Raw genomic sequence first — 16,505 nt, 5'->3', positions numbered from 1 at the left:
TGGGTTCCCGCTTTCGCGGGAATGACGTGAAGAAAGACGCTCCGCTCAAGGGCCTCAAGGTCCTCGAACTCGCCCGCATCCTCGCGGGGCCGTGGGCGGGGCAGGTGCTGGCCGATCTCGGCGCGGAGGTCACCAAGGTCGAGAGCCCGGCGGGTGACGACACGCGCACTTGGGGCCCGCCGTTCGTCGAGAACCCCGACGGGACGCACGACGCCGCTTACTACCACGCGTGCAACCGCGGGAAGTCGTCGGTGGTGATCGACTTCACCACCGCCGAAGGACAGGCCGAAGTGCGCCGCCTCGCCGCTGAATCCGACGTGCTGATCGAGAATTTCAAGGTCGGCGGCCTCGCCAAATACGGTCTGGATTACGCCACCCTGTCGGCGATCAACCCCCGATTGATCTATTGCTCGATCACCGGGTTCGGGCAGGACGGCCCCTATGCGTCGCGCCCAGGCTACGACTTCATCATCCAGGGCATGGGCGGCATCATGGACCTGACCGGCGAGCCCGACGGCGCGCCGCAGAAGATCGGCGTGGCGATGGCCGACATCGCGACCGGGCTCTACGCCGTGATCGGCATCCAGGCGGCGTTGATCCAGCGCGAGACGACGGGTCGGGGGCAGCAGATCGACATGGCGCTGCTCGACACGATGACCGGCGTGCTGGCGAACCAGGCGGCCAATTACTTCGCGAGCGGCGTCACGCCCCCGCGGGTCGGCAATGCGCACATGAACGTATCGCCCTACGCCGTCTTCCCGACCAGCGACGGCTGGTTCATCCTGGCGGTCGGCAACGACGCGCAGTTCCAGCGCTTCTGCGGCGTGGTCGGGATCGTACCGGAGGATCGCTGGGCGACCAATGCCGGGCGCATCGTCCATCGCGAGCCGCTGTTCGACGCGATCCGGGAAACCACGTCACGGTTCGACCGCGACGATCTGCTGGCGAAGCTGGAGGCGGTCGGCGTGCCGGTCGGGCCGATCAACACCGTCGAGCAGGCGCTCAACGATCCGCAGGTCCGCGCACGCGGCATGGTCGTGCCGGGCGAGCGGATCGATGGCCTGCGCACCCCGATTCGCTTCTCCGACGCCGACCTCGCGCTCGGCCGCGTCGCCCCGCGCCTCGGCGAACGCCAGCCCGATTAGGCGTCGGCGAAATCGGTCGCGGGCTTGCGCGCATACAGGCCGAACGCGGCGATCACGACGTAGCACGCGATCGGCAGGGCCAGCGCGAGGCGCAGGCTGGTATGATCCGCCAGCGCCCCATAGATCGCGGGGATCACCGCCCCGCCCGCGATCGCGACGTTGATGATGCCCGATCCGTCCGCCGCGCGCCGCCCGAGCTTTTCGCACGCCAGCGTGAAAATCGTCGGGAACATGATCGAGTTCATCAGCCCGACCGCCAGCAGGGCATAGCCCGACGTCGTGCCGGTGGTGTTGATCGACACCAGGATCAGCATGATCGCGCCGACCGCGTTGAACGCCAGCACCTTGCCCGGATTGACGACGCGCAGCACCGCCGATCCGATGAATCGCCCGATCAACGCCCCGCCCCAATAAAACGGAATCAGCTTGCCGCCCGCTTCCGGCGTCAGACCGAGCACGTTCGACTGCACCAGATAGCTGACCAGGAAGCTGCCGATCGCGACCTCCGCACCGACGTAGAGGAAGATGCACAACGCGCCGAACCCGAACCGGGTGCGCTTGAGCAGCGCCAGGCCCTGCGCCAGGCTCGACGCTTCGTGCTGCTCGCCCTTCAGCCGGTTGCGGAACAGCCACACCACCGCCGCGACCACCGCCAGCGCCGCCGCTATGCCGAGATAGCCGTGGACGATCGCCTGCGATTCCTGCGTGCGATATGCGTCGAGCGCTGGGCCGGACAGTTGCTTGGCGGTCACGGTGGCGAGGCCGCCGAGGATCAGGATCGCGCCGAAATAGGGAAAGATGGTCGTGCCGAGCGAGTTGAATGCTTGCGCGAAGGTCAAGCGGCTCGACGCCGTCTCGGGCTTGCCGAGCAGCGAGATGAGCGGATTGGCGACGATCTGCACCAGCACCACGCCGGTCGCGAGCACGAAATAGGCCAGCAGGAACACACCGAACGTCGCCGTCTTGCTGGCCGGAATGAACAACAGACAGCCGACAATCATCGTCGCCAGCCCGGCGACCGCCCCGCGCATGTACCCGATCCGCTTGACCAGCCGCGCGCCGGGAATGCCGACCACGGCATAGGCGACGAAGAACCATACCTGGACCAGTGAGGCGCGGAAGAAGTTGAGGTCGAACAGTTCCTTCAGCTTCGGGATGATGACGTCGTTCAGGCTGGTGATGCCGCCGAAGATGAAGAACAGCGCGAAGACGAACAGCTGAAGGTCGGGGGCGTTGATCCCCTGGTGGCTGTCGCCGGTCCCGGCCGGATTGGTCGACGCCGTCGCGCCCGGATTGATCGCCATGAACTCACGCTCCCCTCACCCGGTCTGAAACCGGTTCCGGGCGCCCTGATGGACCAGCAAGTCGCTGGCGGCAATCCGGTTTCGTCAGCCGAAGCGATAGCCGGAGACGGTCCAGCCCAGCACGACGTCGCGGAAATCGCGCCGGGCCCGGGCATCGCCGCCGGCCCCCAGCGCCACCATCAGCGGCAGCAAATGCTCCTCGCGCGGGTGCGCGAAGCGCGCGTTGGGCAGTGCCGTCCAGTTCGCGACACGGGACGCCCGCACGGCCGGATCGGGATCGGTCACCGCGTCGCTCAGCGCCTCGTCCCAGACCGCCGACGGCGCGGTCGCCTGATCGCCACGTACGCGCATGTTGTGGAAGCTCATCCCCGATCCGACGATCAGCACGCCCTCGTAGCGCAACGGTGCCAGCGCGCGGCCCATCGCGATATGGGCGGCGGGGTCGAGATCGGCGCGCAGCGACAACTGGACGAGCGGGATGTCGGCGTCAGGCACCGCGACCTTCATCGGTACAAACACGCCATGATCCCAGCCGCGCTCGCTCTCCTCGCGCGTCGCGAAACCGGCGGCGTTCAACAGTGCGGCGACCCGGCGTGCGACAGCGGGCGCACCCGGCGCGTCCCACCGTAGCCGGTAGGTGTGCTCGGGAAAGCCGTAATAGTCGAACAGCAGGTCGGGCCGCTCGCCGGTGTGCACGGTCGCGACCGCCTCCTCCCAATGCCCCGACACCAGCAGGATCGCCTTGGGCCGCTCGGGCAGGCTGTCGATCAGGCCGGCGAGATAGCTCTGCATCGGTTGCCACATCGGATCGGGCGGCCCGCCATCGGGGTCCATGAAGAAGCACGGCCCGCCGCCATGCGGCACGAACAGGGTGGGAAGCGTCATGGCGACGATATCGGCAAGCGTCGCCGCCGCCACAATGACGCTGGCGGAAACGGCGCGTTTCCGCTTAGGCTGGCGGCCGTGACCAAGTTCACCGTCAACAACCAGCCGGTCGAATTCCGCATGGACCCGGCAACACCCCTGCTCTGGGCGTTACGCGATGCGGCCAATCTGACCGGGACCAAATATGGCTGTGGCACCGGGCAGTGCGGGGCGTGCGTCGTCGATATCGACGGCACCGCGAAGAAATCGTGCCTCGTCCCGATCGGCACGATCGAGGGCAGTTTCGTCACCACGATCGAGGGGCTGTCGCACGACCGCAGTCACCCGGTGCAGGTCGCCTTCGTCGCCGCCAATGTCGGCCAGTGCGGCTTCTGCGTGCCGGGCATCGTGATGACGGCGTCGGTGCTGCTCAAGGACAATCCGTCGCCGAGCGAGGAGCAGATCCGCAGCGGCATCGCCAACATCTGCCGCTGCGGCATCTATCCGCGGCTGGTCGAGGCGATCCAGCGCGCCGGCCGCATCCAGCGCGGCGAGGAGACGGTGACGACGCCGCGACCCGGCATCGACCCCGACGACGCCGCCCGCGTGGTGCCGGCGCTGACACCCTAAGGCAGCCCCAGCCGTTACACGACTGCCTACACGTTCGTCCTGCGCCGAACCGAGCGAAACCGCCCATTCCTTTCATTTGGCTGACGACCCAATTCAGAGAGGCGTCAGCCCGAATCGCGTAGCACCGCGTTATCGATGGGCCGGCTTGTGCGCCGGCGGATGGAGAAGGACGATGCGGAAGACTTTGTGGATCGCGCTGCTGGCCGCGGCCTCGATCGTGCCGGGGGTCGCCAGCGCGCAGGATCAGAACGGCGGCTGGCACGGACGCCGTGGCGGCGACGGGCAGCAGTCGGCGCCCCGCGGCAATGGTGGAGAGGGTCGCGGCGAAGGTCGTGGCAATGGCGGCGGCTGGCATGGTGGCGGCGCGCCCGCCCCGCAAGCGCAACCGCCCCAGCAGGCACAGCCGGCGCAAGCGCCCCAGCCTCGTCCGGACTGGCGCGGCGGTGGCAATGGCGGCTGGCGCGGCCGGGGTGACGGCGGTGTCCCGCAGGCGCAGCCCGAGGGCGGTCCCGGCCGGAACTTCGGCGGCTGGCGCGGTCGCGGTGGCGACTCCCCCGCGCCCCAGGCGCAACCGCCGCAGCAGGCTCAGCCGGCTCCGCAAGGACGTCCGGACTGGCGCGGCAACGGTGGTAACGGCGGCAACTGGCGCGGCAGCGATCCGCGCAACGGCTATGGCCGGCCCGACCAGGGCTATCGTGGTCCCGACCGGTTCCAGGGCGGCGATCCGCGCAACGGCTACCGGCCGCCGAATGCGGGCAATCGTCCGGACGGCAACAACTGGCGCTGGAATGACGGCTGGCGCGGCGGCAACAACTGGCGTGGCGGCGATCGCGGCGGCAACTGGAACCGCGACTGGCGCGGCAGCGGGCGGTACGACTGGCAGCGCTACCGGGCGGAGAACCGCTCGATCTTCCGCCTGCCGCGCTATTATGCGCCGTACGGCTGGAGCTATGGCTATCGCCGCTTCTCGATCGGGTTCACCCTCGACCGGTTGCTGTTCAGCCAGAGCTACTGGATCGACGATCCGTACGAATATCGCCTGCCCGACGCCTATGGCGAGTTCCGCTGGGTGCGCTACTATAACGACGCGTTGCTGGTGGACATCTACACCGGCGAAGTGGTCGATGTGGTCTACGGCATCTTCTACTGATCGTCGCGTCGATCGACGGGAGGGCTCGGGCATCCGCCCGGGCCCTTTCTGTATGCACGCCGTTTTGCCCATTGCCTTTTTTCGCGACCGCGCGAAGTAACCCGGCATGTTCGGATCGACGAAGCCCGCGCAAGGCGGCCCCAAGGAACGCGCGAAAGTCGGCCGCGAGGTCGCGGCCCGCCTCGACGCCAATCCCAATGCCCAGGCGGCAATGGTCGGCGCGGCGCGTGGTTATTATTACCTCGATTTCCTCGATGCGACCGACTGCCAGATCCTGATCGACCTGATCGATGCCGACCGCCGCCCCTCGACCGTGCTGTCGGACCGCGCCGAACAGGACGATTACGGTTTTCGCACGAGCGACAGTTGCGATCTCGACCGCTGGGCGCCCGACGTCGAGCGGATCGATACGCGGATCGCCGCCCTGCTCGGGATCGAGCCGCGCAAGGGCGAGACGATCCAGGGCCAGCGCTACGCCCCCGGCCAGCAGTTCCGCGCGCACCACGATTACTTCCACGAAACCCAGAAATACTGGGAGGACATGAAGAAGGCCGGCGGCCAGCGCACCTGGACCGCGATGATCTACCTGAACGATGTCGAGGAAGGCGGCGCGACCTGGTTCCCGCAAGCCGGCCTGCGCGTCGCCCCGCGCCGCGGCCTGCTGCTCGCATGGGACAATATGGACGCCGACGGCAAACCCAACCCGCTGACGCTCCACGAAGGCATGCCGGTGGTGAAGGGCGTGAAGTACATCGTCACGAAATGGTTCCGCGAGCGGGACTGGTTAACGCATTGAGGTGCTCGGCCGACCGCGTCCGGTATTTCAACGTCTTTGCGACCCAATGACGTATAGACGAGCGTCGTGACCCACGTCCTCGACATCACCCGCTCGATCTCGGGCCAGCCGTGGCGGTGGCGGGCGCTGGCGGCGGATGCGCGCGATCCGGGGTTCCGGCCCGACGATCTGGTGACGCAATTGCTGTTGTCGCGGGGCGTGCCGCGCGAGGAGATCGACGCCAACCGCAATCCCAGCATTCGCGGCTTCATGCCCGATCCGTCGATCTTCAACGACATGGACAAAGCGGCGCGTCGCCTGGCGGAGGCAGTGATCGCGCGCGAGGCGGTCACCGTGTTCGGCGATTACGATGTCGACGGCGCGACCTCGGCGGCGCTGATGATCCGGCTGCTCCGCGACCTCGGCCTTGCCCCGCAAGCCTATATCCCTGACCGGCTCATGGAAGGCTACGGCCCGTCAGGCGAGGCGCTGGTGCGAATCGCGAGCGGCGGCGCATCGCTGATCGTGACGGTCGATTGCGGGGCGCAAGCGTTCGAGGCGCTGGCCATGGCGCGCGATGCCGGGGTCGAGGTGATCGTGGTCGATCACCACCAGTGTGCGACCGCCCTCCCTCACGCACACGCACTGGTGAACCCCAACCGGCTCGACGAGACGGAGGGGCGGCGGCATGGGCATCTGGCGGCGGTCGGTGTCGCGTTCCTGCTCGGCGCGGCGTTGCTGCGCGAGTTGCGCGGGCGCGGTTTCTTCGCCGATCGGCTAGAGCCGAAACTGCTCGACCTGCTCGATCTCGTCGCACTCGGTACCGTCGCCGACGTCGCGAAGCTGACCGGGCTCAACCGCGCCTTCGTGACACAGGGGCTGAAGGTGATGGCGCAGCGGCGCAACATCGGCCTCGCCGCGCTGACCGAGGCGGCGCGGCTGACCCGCGCGCCGACCTGCAGCGACCTGGGGTTCGCGCTGGGCCCGCGGATCAACGCCGGCGGGCGCGTCGGGCGCGCCGATCTGGGCGTGCGGCTGCTGACGACGGAGGATCCCCAGGAAGCGCGCGAGATCGCCGCCGAGCTCGACCGCCTGAACGAGGAACGCCGCGCGATCGAGGCGGCCGTGCAGGCCGAGGCCGAGGTGCAATCGGCCGGGCGATCGGTCGCGGTGCTGGCCGGGCGCGGCTGGCATCCCGGGGTGATCGGCATCGTCGCCGGGCGGTTGAAGGAGCGGCTGGGCATCCCGGTCGTCGTCATCGCGATCGACGAAGCGGGCGTCGGCAAGGGGTCGGGTCGGTCGATCGCCGGAGTCGATCTCGGCGCGGCGGTGCTGGCGGCGAAGGAGGCCGGGCTGCTCGTCGCGGGCGGCGGGCATGCGATGGCGGCGGGACTGACGATCGCGGAGGATCGGCTGGCCGACTTCGCCGCGTTCCTTGAGGAGCGGATCGCGGCGGCGGTCGAACGCTCGATCGCCGACCGCGCATTGCTGGTCGACGCGCTGCTCGCGCCGGGCGGGATCACGCCGGACCTGTGCGAGACGATGGACGGCGGCGGGCCCTACGGCATGGGCTGGCCCTCCCCGCGCGTCGCGGCGGGACCGTTTCGGGTCGTCAAGGTGGATGTCGTCGGCAACGGCCATGTCCGCGCGATCGTCGCGGGCGACGACGGCCGCAGCCTGAAGGCGATGCTGTTCCGCGGCGCCGACACCGCGCTCGGCCAGGCGCTGTTGCAGGCGCCGGCGCATCGCAAGTTGTGGCTGGCGGGGCGACCAAAGGTCGACGACTGGGCGGCGCGACCGGCGGCGGAACTCCACCTCGATGACGCGGCCTGGGCGGATTGATACAACCGTCATTGCGACCCCGGCACAGGTCGGGGGAAGCAATCCAAGGCGTCGCGTGGAACGCTGGGTTGCTTCGCTCCGCTCGCAATGTCGGCGGGGTCCGTTTGAATGCGATCGCATTTCCGACGCTTGACCGCAGGCCCGCCTTTCCGTAACCGCCACGGCGCGCCAGCGATGGCCCCTTCGTCTAGTGGTTAGGACGCGGCCCTTTCACGGCTGAAACACGGGTTCGAGCCCCGTAGGGGTCACCAAAAAATCCTCCCAGAGGATTTCAGAAGGTGCCAGGAATGGCGGATTTCTGCGGTTTTTGGTGGTAAGGTATTCCCAACCGGAGTGGCCTGGTCCCACCGGATACCATCGTCTTGATGGTATATCTGATGGTAGCTCGGCTCTCCGCTGATCGGAGATACCATCATGGCACTTACTGCCGCGGGAATCAAAAACGCCAAGGGCCGGGCTAAGCCTTACAAGCTCACCGATAGCGACGGGCTGTTTCTCTACGTAACCCCAACCGGGGGGCGCTACTGGCGCATGAACTACAGGCACCTTGGCAAGCAACGGACCCTTGCTTTCGGTGTCTACCCAGACACGGGGCTTGCTGATGCCCGCGAACAACGCGACGCCGCCCGTAAAGCCTTGGCCCGTGGCGACGACCCGGCCGAGAAGATCAAGCGCGATCGCGTCGCCGCGACGGTAGCCGCCGCCAATAGCTTCAAGGCGGTTGCCGACGAATGGCTCGTGAAGGTTGAGCGCGAGGGTCGTTCCGCCGTCACGATGAAAAAGCTGCGCTGGCTGCTCGACTTCATCAACGCTTCGATCGGCAAGCGACCGGTGGCCTCCATCACGGCGCAGGAGCTATTGGCGACGCTTCGCCCAATGGAAAGCCGAGGTCGCTATCAAACGGCCAAGCGGCTACGTAGCACCTGCAGCCAAGTGTTCCGCTACGCCATCGCCACCGCGCGGGCCGAACGCGATGTGGCAGCGGATCTTCGCGGGGCCCTGATCGCGCCGCAGCCTGTGCACCGCGCCGCTATCACGACATCACACGAAGTTGGCGGCCTCCTGCGGGCAATCGAGACGTTCGAGGGCCACCCCAACACCAAAGTGGCTCTACGCTTGTCGCCGCATGTGTTTGTGCGCCCTGGCGAGCTTCGCCATGCCGAATGGGCGGACTTCGACTTCGAGAAGGCGCTGTGGGTAATCCCGCCGCACAAGACGAAGATGCGGCGCCCGCACTCTATCCCTCTCTCCGTCCAAGCGCTCGCGATCCTAGGCACGATCGAGCATGATACGGCGTATAGCCGGTACCTATTCCCGTCGCTCCGCTCGGTCGAGCGTCCAATGTCGGAGAACACGGTCAACGCAGCGCTGCGTCGCATGGGCTTCATGCAAGACGAGATGACTGGCCACGGGTTTCGGGCCATGGCGGCAACGTTGCTCAATGAGATGGGGCTATGGCACCCCGACGCAATCGAGCGCCAGCTTGCCCATTGCGACAGCAACGCGGTGCGTCGCGCGTACACGCGAGGAGAATATTGGGACGAGCGCGTGCGTATGATGCAGCACTGGTCCGACCATCTCGATTTGCTGCGCGATGGGCGAACGGTAATCGCGGGCACATTCGGGAAATCAGGGAAGAAGGCCGCTTAACAAGGGGATCCAGCGCCGTGCTTCCACCATATATTGGTGGGGGCCGGCGCTGTCCTCAAACAGCAAGCGGCTCACGAAAAGCGACGGGATCGGCCATCCATCGTTCAACGGCAGACTCACGCCAGCCCGCGCCGTGAATGCTGATCTTGATGCTGCGCGGGAACGTTCCCTCGCCCATCTTGCGATAGAGCGTCGTACGGGAAAGCCCGGTGCGGGCGAGAACGGTTTTCAGACGGATGATACGATCGGGTGCAGACATGGGACGACCTTTCTTCGTCAGTGGACCAGCGCTCCCCTGGGACTGAATGGATTTGGCCAGGATTACGCCACTGACAAGAGTGCTTAAACGGTGCCAAACAGCGCGAAACGGCGCCTAGCGTCTCGCTGCGTACCGCTACGGATGCTGACGTTCGGCGGCGGACAGACGGCGCAGATAACATTTTAATCCCAAGGCGTTCCGCGAAGGAAAGACGGCCGCCTTTGGGCCGTGAGCAGTCTGGCAGCTTCCCGCAATGAAGGGGGTTAAAGCGGAAATTGGCTTTGAACCAGCGGGGCGCAGGGGGTCAAAGTGACCTGTATCAATATGATTCTTAGGAACGCCGGAAAGTCGCGCGCGTAAAAGCGCGGTCGTCGACTCACAGCCGCGGCGCTTAAGCAATATTGCAGTCAGTATTAACGCCTAAGAATATCGGGAGGACAAGACGCTGGTAGAGATCGCTGGATGGATTGCTCCGATCGCGACGATGATCGCCGCTATGATGACGGCCGCCAATCTCGGCGCGCGCGTCACCGGGTGGGGGTTTGTCGTCTTTACGATCGGATCGCTCGGTTGGGCGCTGGTCGGCCTGTCGTGGGGTCAGACAAATTTGCTCGCGACAAACGCTTTCCTGACGCTGGTCAATCTTGTCGGCATCTGGCGCTGGCTTGGCCGACAGCGCGGTTATGAGGATGGCGGTAAGTCTGCGGAGGACGCGAGCCGCCGGGCTTCAGCAACCCCCGATTTGCTCGCAGCGACCGGCGTGGTCGGTGCCCGGCTAAAGCATGCGGACGGTGCGCATGCCGGTAAGATCGTAGAGGCGCTGTTCGAATGCCGCTCGGCCCGGATCAGCTATGTCGTGGTTTCCCGCACCGCTCCCGGTGCGATCCGGGAGGACCTGCGCGCGGTCCCGCGCGAAGCTATTGCCTTCGCCTGCGACGGAATGACCCTGGATCTCACGCCTGAAGCCTTCGCCGCCTTACCGGTGCTCGACGATGGTGATTGGCCGGCAACCCCGCCCAGCGTTCGCACGATGCCGACGGCTAACATTGACCCGGGCGCCGCGGACCGTGTGCGCCCATGATCGTATTGCATCTCGCGTTTCGCATCGCCGCCAGACTTGGAACGGCCGATGTCATCTGCCTGACCGACGACGAACAGCAGGCCGAGGAGCTGGCGCGTCTGCTGGCGGTTCTCGTACCTGAAAATCAGATCGTTCAGCTGCCGTCGAGCGATGCCCTGCCTGGCGATGCAGCGCCACCTTCTCCCGCGAACAGTGGCCGCCGCGTCGCCGCGCTGCGCGCCTTGCGCCAAGCGCGTCAAAGCGTGAAGCGGCCGGCGCTGGCACTGATATTGAGCGGCGAGGCGGCCGCCCGACGCTATCCCGAACCGGAAGCCTTCGACAGCGCGCCGCCCACTCTCGAACCAGATGGCATGCTCGATCCCGAGCAATTCGCGAAAGACGTCGCGGCGCTCGGCTATCTCACCGACGACCGGGTCGACGAGCCTGGCGAAGTTGCGATCCGCGGAGACGTCATCGACATTTTCCCGGCCGATGCTCACGGGCCCGCGCGGATCGATCTTGCCGATGGCAAAGTCGTGCAGATCCGGACCTATGATCCACTGACCCAGCTGAGCAGCGACGCGCTCGCTAGCCTTGAAATCGGCCGTGCCGCCGAGCCCCCCGCGGGCGACGCGGTTCCCATCCTCGATCATCTCGCCCCCGCCGCCCTCATGTGTACTCCCAAGGCTGAGGGCCGCCGCCAACGCTTTGTCCAACTTGCCAGCGAGGTTGCCGGCCAAGCGCAAGCCGCCACGGACGCAATCGACAACGAGCATTGGGAAAGAGCGCTCAAAGGTTGGGAGGTCCTTGACGCAGAACCCGGCAGCGTCGAACCAATTCCCCGGTTCGCCGAGCAGCGCACGCCGCTGGCAGCTTTTGCAAAGTTCGTGCAGCCGTTGCTCGCCAGCCGCGCCTTCATCCTGACCGGCGCCGAGCGCGACGTGCGCTTCTTGCGCGGGAGGGTTGGCAAGAAGCTCAAGCAGGAGCTCCAGCCGCTCCAGACTATGAATGACATCGAAGCACTATCTCTGGGCAGCGCCGGCGTTCTCGAAATGGCGAGCGATGCCGGGTTCGTCGATGCGCATCGCGTCGTCGTCGCAGCGGCGGACATCATCGGCAGCCGCGCCTTACTTGGCGATGCTCCCGCTGGCGCTGCCAACACCGTGCTTGCGATCTCGCCGGACGTCCGCACTGGCGATGTCGTCATCCATGAGGAGTTCGGGATCGCCCGCGTGCTGGGCCTCGAACCTGCGCCTGAGGGCAGTGAGACCGGCGAACTCATCGCACTCGAGTTCGCCAAGCAAGGGCGCCGGCTGGTCGCTGCCGACGACGCCGACCGGATCTGGCGTTATGGTGCCGACGCGGACGCGGTGTCGCTCGACACACTTAACGGGACCTCTTGGGAAAAGCGGCGCTCCACGATCGAGGCGGCGATTGCGGAAAGTGCCCGCGGGCTGGTCGCACTCGCTGCGGAACGCGCAACGCTCGAGGGGGTGGCTATCGATCCCAACGCCGCGGATTATGAGCGATTCGCCAATGGCTTTCCGTTCAACGAGACCGCTGATCAAGCGCGCGCGATCGCGGCAGTGCGCGCCGATCTCGCCAGCGGCCGGCCGATGGATCGGCTTGTGGTCGGCGACGTCGGCTACGGCAAAACCGAAGTGGCCTTGCGGGCCGTGGCGCTCGCAGCGCTCGCCGGACATCAGGTGATCGTCGCCGCGCCAACGACTGTTTTGGTGCGCCAGCATTTCGAGAGCTTCCAGAAGCGTTTCGCCGGTACCGGTATTACCGTTGCCTCGCTTTCACGGCTGTCGAGCGCGGTGGAGCGGAAGAAGGTGACGACCGGCTTGGCCGATGGATCGATCGATATCGTCATCGGCACGGCGGCTGTCGTCGCCAAGGGCGTGTCCTACACCCGGCTCGGACTAGTAGTGATCGACGAGGAGCAGCGCTTCGGCGCCGCCAACAAGGCTAAACTGCGCGGGTCTGGTGACATGCATCTCCTAGTGCTCAGCGCGACCCCGATCCCTCGAACCTTGCAAATGGCGCTGGTCGGGCTCCAGCAAATATCCGTGATCGCGACGCCGCCTGCGCGACGCCAGCCAATCCGCACCAGTCTCGACCAATATGACGATTCGCGGATTCGCACGGCTTTGCTGCGAGAGAAAGGACGCGGCGGACAAAGCTTCGTCGTTGTCCCGCGCATCGAGGATATGGCAGCGGTGGCCGAGAAATTGCGGCGGATCGCGCCGGCACTCGACCTTGTCGAAGCCCATGGCAAGATGCCGGCGACGGAGATCGACGCGGCGATGGTCGGTTTCGCCGCGGGCCGCGGCGATATTCTACTCGCAACCAATATTATCGAAGCGGGGCTGGATGTGCCTCGGGCCAACACCATGATCGTGTGGCGCGCCGATCGATTCGGTTTGGCGCAGCTGCACCAGTTGCGCGGACGGGTTGGTCGCGGCAACCGGCGCGGTCAGGTCATCCTGCTGACCGATAGCCAGGCTACGATCGGCGAGCGTACCCTGAAGCGCTTGCGAACGCTGGCCGCCTTCGACCGGCTGGGCGCGGGGTTCGAGATCAGCGCGCGGGATCTCGACATGCGCGGCAGCGGCGATTTGCTCGGCGATACCCAAGCGGGGCACGTCAAGCTGATTGGTACCGAGCTCTATCAATATCTCCTCGGCGCTGCACTTTCCAAGGCGCGCGGCGAGGAGGCCGACCATTGGGCGCCGGAGTTGCATATCGGCGTTCCGGGTCATCTGCCGGTGGAATGGATTCCCGATACCGATATTCGGCTTTCCTTATATGTGCGCCTCGCCCGCATGACGGGCGTTGCCGACATCGACGCGTTCGAGGACGAGCTTGCCGACCGGTTCGGGCCGCTACCTCCGCCGGCTGAGGCGTTGGTAGCCCGCGCACGCATACGCAGTGCCGCTCGCTTGGTCGGCATCGCGCGAATTGACGCCGGTGCTGCGGCAATTGCGCTGACGCAGCGCTCAGGCGGAGATGCCAAATTCGAGGCTGCAGGGTTACGTGAGAAGGACGGCCGATTTCTTCTCGTGGAACACACTGACGACGATACTCGCCTCGCACGTTTGCAGGAATTGGTAGAGCAGATTGCGGATTGATCGACAGTCAGTCGCTATCATTCAAAACGAAGGAACACGTTTGGTTTTAAGCGGTTGGTCATCATGTCGGCACGCCAGCCGAAGCCTTTCCTTTTTCGGTCCGGAGCGATCATATGACCACCCAATCTGCGACAGCGAGTCCTGACGAGAATGCCTCGACGACGGAAGCCGCCGAACCCAGCGGCTCGGCGTCGACCAGCCGCACGATCGTGCCGCAGTTCGCGCTCGAGGCGGCGGATGCCAAGATAGCAACATGGTCGACGGCAATCGTCGATGCCGCCAACACGATCGAGCGGCTACTGTCTTCGGAGTCGCTCCCCGTGCCTGATGGCGTGCGAGACCTTGCGACGTCAACTACCGAGAAATTGCGCGGGTTTGGCACCAAGGCCGGCGAGCAGGATGCGAAGGAACTGGTTGCCGGCCTTCAGCGCACCGCCGCCGCGCACCCGGCTGCTTCGATCGGCGTCGGCGCGGCGATCGGTGCCGCGCTCGCAGCGGTCCTGGTCAGGATGGGGGCACCAGCAGCGACCGACCCCGACGGCACCGACCAGTCCAATACCGGGTCCACCTCGACAAAAAAATCGGCGGGTCGGTCCAGCGCTTTGGCCTCGAATGTTTCGCCTAAACCGTCTTCCGCCAAAAGCTGATGCGCGATTGCTACGGACGCTCGGCATAATCGTCGAGCGTCCGGTGAGTCTACGCTACGATTACGCTCTCTAACCGACATTAGAGTGATTTACACGGCACGTCCGCAACTGAGCCGCGCACGGGACGTTGGCGTCGTACATTGACAGAACAGGAGACTCACCATGTCCGAGACAACGCGCCGCCAAGCGCTCGGCGCCGCCGCGCTTGGTGCTGCAGTGGCAATGGCTCCACCTGCGTTCGGACAAAAGAAAGATGACGCTGTCGGTGGGAAGCAAGACCCACGGGCCAAATATCCCAAACCCCCGTTCGAGGCACAAAAGCAACCGTGGCCGGGCTTGGCCGGCAAGATGAATCCGAAGCCCGATCATGGCGAGGCCAGCTATGTCGGGAGCGGGCGGCTCCGCGGTCGGCGAGCGCTGATCACCGGCGGCGATTCGGGGATGGGACGCGCCGCTGCAATTGCCTTCGGCCGCGAGGGAGCGGACGTCGCGATCAATTACTTACCCGACGAGGAACCCGACGCCCGCGAGGTGATCGACTTGATCCGCAAGGCCGGGCGCAAAGCCGTGGCGATCCCCGGCGATTTGCGCAGCGCGGCGTTTTGCCGCGATCTCGTTGCCAAGGCAGTCGCCGGGCTCGGCGGTCTCGACATCTTGGTCTGCAATGCCGGGCGGCAGCAATCGATCGCGTCCATCCTCGATGTCAGCGACGACGAGTTCGACGCCACGATGAAGACCAACATCTATGCGCCGTTCTGGACCATTAAGGCGGCGCTGCCGCATCTCGAACCCGGTTCGGTCATCATCGGCACGACGTCCGAGCAAGCCTACGACCCCTCCCCCGATCTGTACGCTTACGCGCAGACCAAGGCAGCGACGATGAACTACGTCAAGTCGCTCGCCAAGCAGCTGGGTGCGAAGGGCATCCGCGTCAACGGTGTCGCCCCTGGACCGGTCTGGACACCGCTCCAGATCTCGGGCGGAGCCAGCCAGGGGAAGGTGGTGACCTTCGGCGCGACGGCGCCGCTCGGTCGTCCGGGCCAGCCCGCTGAACTGGCGGGTATCTACGTCCGGCTGGCCGAAGACGATGGCAGTTACACGACTGGCAACATTTACGGCGCCGGCGGCGGCCAAGGGCAGCCATGACGGCGGCGTCGCGCATCGCCGCAGTCGGTATCCTGACGGGAGCGCTGCTGTGTCCGTCGCTCGCGTTGGCTGCGGCCGAGCCGGGATCGCGCCAGACCCGCGAGTATCTGCAGGCATCGGCGCAATCGGACCAATTCGAGATCCTCGAGGCGATCGCCGTTTTGGCCGAAAGCAAGAACGCCGGCTTGCGCGCATTCGCCGAGCGCATGATCGAGGACCATCGCCGTAGCGCGTCGGCCCTTCGCGCCGCCGCGCTACGCGCGGGCCTGACCCCTCCGGAGATGAGCATGAGCGCAGACCAGGCGATGATGTTGGGCGCGTTGCAGGGCGTGACCGGCGCGGCGTTCGACAAGCTCTACGCCCAGCAACAGTCGTTGGCGCATCGCTCGGCACTGGCGGTCGAAAGCCTGTATGCGACCAGTGGCGAGAATGCCGATGTGCGCGGTTTCGCCGGCACGATCTTGCCTCTCATCGAGCGCCATCTCGCCATGGTCGACGCGTTGGCCGCCAAAAGTAGCGCACCATAAGACAGTCATGATTTGCCGGTGCGATGGCCTATCGCTCGAACCAGCTGTACAAACACCATTCCAGGGGACCGCATTGGATCAGCAAATGATCGGGCAACTGCGGCGCGAGATGGCGGCGGCCGCAGACACGTTGGACTTCGATCGCGCACGCCAGTTGCGCGACCGGATCGCGCTCCTGCGTGGCGGCGCTGACCCCGAGGCGGCGGCGCAGGCCGACACGTCGGGCGTGACGCGTCATCAGCCCGGCGCGATGGGGCTCGGCACCGGACGCGAGCGGCCGCAGCCGCCGCCAGACTGGAAAAAGCCGCGCAAACCAGATCCGATGACCAAGGGTCGTTCGCGGCGAACGCCGCGGTGAGATTGAATCGGCAT

General features: G+C 66.1%; 15 protein-coding genes and 1 tRNA gene. 13 read left to right on the top strand and 3 right to left on the bottom strand.

Translation table 11 applies throughout. The features are described from left to right. Positions 1 to 26 precede the first annotated feature (26 nt). A complete protein-coding gene (locus tag J0I47_RS08680; RefSeq protein ID WP_294046419.1) occupies positions 27 to 1,145 on the top strand; it encodes a CaiB/BaiF CoA-transferase family protein in 1,119 nt (372 codons plus the stop codon). On the opposite strand, the gene J0I47_RS08675 is transcribed toward J0I47_RS08680, so the two are convergent. Both J0I47_RS08675 and J0I47_RS08670 read right to left on the bottom strand, forming a co-directional pair. Beyond that, a complete protein-coding gene (locus tag J0I47_RS08675) occupies positions 1,142 to 2,449 on the bottom strand; it encodes a sugar MFS transporter (protein WP_294046418.1) in 1,308 nt (435 codons plus the stop codon). The two genes, J0I47_RS08680 and J0I47_RS08675, sit on opposite strands and share 4 nt — an antisense overlap. A gap of 84 nt (positions 2,450 to 2,533) precedes the next feature. Beyond that, the gene (locus J0I47_RS08670) at positions 2,534 to 3,334 is read right to left on the bottom strand and encodes a class III extradiol ring-cleavage dioxygenase (protein WP_294046417.1); all 801 of its coding nucleotides are present in this window, start codon (positions 3,332 to 3,334) and stop codon (positions 2,534 to 2,536) included. 78 nt (positions 3,335 to 3,412) lie between these two features. On the opposite strand from J0I47_RS08670, the gene J0I47_RS08665 reads away from it, so the two are divergent. The 6 genes from J0I47_RS08665 (at position 3,413) to J0I47_RS08640 (ending at position 9,360) form a co-directional block, all read left to right on the top strand. Then, the gene (locus J0I47_RS08665) at positions 3,413 to 3,943 is read left to right on the top strand and encodes a (2Fe-2S)-binding protein (protein ID WP_294046416.1); all 531 of its coding nucleotides are present in this window, start codon (positions 3,413 to 3,415) and stop codon (positions 3,941 to 3,943) included. Positions 3,944 to 4,115: 172 nt separating this feature from the next. Then, entirely contained in the window at positions 4,116 to 5,093 is a 978-nt protein-coding gene (locus J0I47_RS08660; RefSeq protein WP_294046415.1) for an RcnB family protein, read from the top strand. 106 nt (positions 5,094 to 5,199) lie between these two features. Next, on the top strand, positions 5,200 to 5,889 hold the full coding sequence (locus J0I47_RS08655; protein WP_294046414.1) for a 2OG-Fe(II) oxygenase: 690 nt from the start codon (positions 5,200 to 5,202) through the stop codon (positions 5,887 to 5,889). Between the two features lie 66 nt (positions 5,890 to 5,955). After that, a complete protein-coding gene (gene recJ, locus J0I47_RS08650; RefSeq protein WP_294046413.1) occupies positions 5,956 to 7,710 on the top strand; it encodes a single-stranded-DNA-specific exonuclease RecJ in 1,755 nt (584 codons plus the stop codon). 176 nt (positions 7,711 to 7,886) lie between these two features. After that, positions 7,887 to 7,961, top strand: a tRNA-Glu gene (locus tag J0I47_RS08645). 163 nt (positions 7,962 to 8,124) lie between these two features. Then, the gene (locus J0I47_RS08640; RefSeq protein WP_294046412.1) at positions 8,125 to 9,360 is read left to right on the top strand and encodes an integrase arm-type DNA-binding domain-containing protein; all 1,236 of its coding nucleotides are present in this window, start codon (positions 8,125 to 8,127) and stop codon (positions 9,358 to 9,360) included. Positions 9,361 to 9,415: 55 nt separating this feature from the next. Here J0I47_RS08640 and J0I47_RS08635 read toward each other — a convergent pair whose 3' ends face one another. After that, positions 9,416 to 9,619: an AlpA family phage regulatory protein gene (locus J0I47_RS08635; RefSeq protein WP_294046411.1), complete on the bottom strand. Its 204-nt coding sequence runs from the start codon at positions 9,617 to 9,619 to the stop codon at positions 9,416 to 9,418. Positions 9,620 to 10,103: 484 nt separating this feature from the next. Between J0I47_RS08635 and J0I47_RS08630 the strand changes: the two genes are divergently transcribed. The 6 genes from J0I47_RS08630 to J0I47_RS15770 all read left to right on the top strand — a co-directional run bounded on the left by J0I47_RS08630 (position 10,104) and on the right by J0I47_RS15770 (position 16,491). Then, a complete protein-coding gene (locus tag J0I47_RS08630; RefSeq protein ID WP_294046410.1) occupies positions 10,104 to 10,700 on the top strand; it encodes a PRC-barrel domain containing protein in 597 nt (198 codons plus the stop codon). Next, positions 10,697 to 13,813 (top strand): helicase-related protein, encoded by a 3,117-nt coding sequence (locus J0I47_RS08625; RefSeq protein ID WP_294046409.1) that lies wholly within the window; start codon positions 10,697 to 10,699, stop codon positions 13,811 to 13,813. The genes J0I47_RS08630 and J0I47_RS08625 overlap by 4 nt, the downstream gene beginning before the upstream one ends. A 113-nt stretch (positions 13,814 to 13,926) precedes the next feature. Beyond that, positions 13,927 to 14,460 (top strand): hypothetical protein, encoded by a 534-nt coding sequence (locus J0I47_RS08620; protein ID WP_294046408.1) that lies wholly within the window; start codon positions 13,927 to 13,929, stop codon positions 14,458 to 14,460. 162 nt (positions 14,461 to 14,622) lie between these two features. Next, a complete protein-coding gene (locus J0I47_RS08615) occupies positions 14,623 to 15,606 on the top strand; it encodes an SDR family oxidoreductase (protein WP_294046407.1) in 984 nt (327 codons plus the stop codon). Next, on the top strand, positions 15,603 to 16,133 hold the full coding sequence (locus J0I47_RS08610; RefSeq protein WP_294046406.1) for a DUF4142 domain-containing protein: 531 nt from the start codon (positions 15,603 to 15,605) through the stop codon (positions 16,131 to 16,133). The genes J0I47_RS08615 and J0I47_RS08610 overlap by 4 nt, the downstream gene beginning before the upstream one ends. Continuing rightward, a complete protein-coding gene (locus J0I47_RS15770; RefSeq protein WP_366809937.1) occupies positions 16,018 to 16,491 on the top strand; it encodes a UvrB/UvrC motif-containing protein in 474 nt (157 codons plus the stop codon). Before J0I47_RS08610 ends, J0I47_RS15770 begins: the two co-directional genes overlap by 116 nt. Positions 16,492 to 16,505 lie beyond the last annotated feature (14 nt).

This window comes from Sphingomonas sp. (genome assembly GCF_017304635.1).
Lineage (GTDB): Bacteria > Pseudomonadota > Alphaproteobacteria > Sphingomonadales > Sphingomonadaceae > Sphingomonas.
This window is presented reverse-complemented; position numbering and strand designations above follow the sequence as displayed.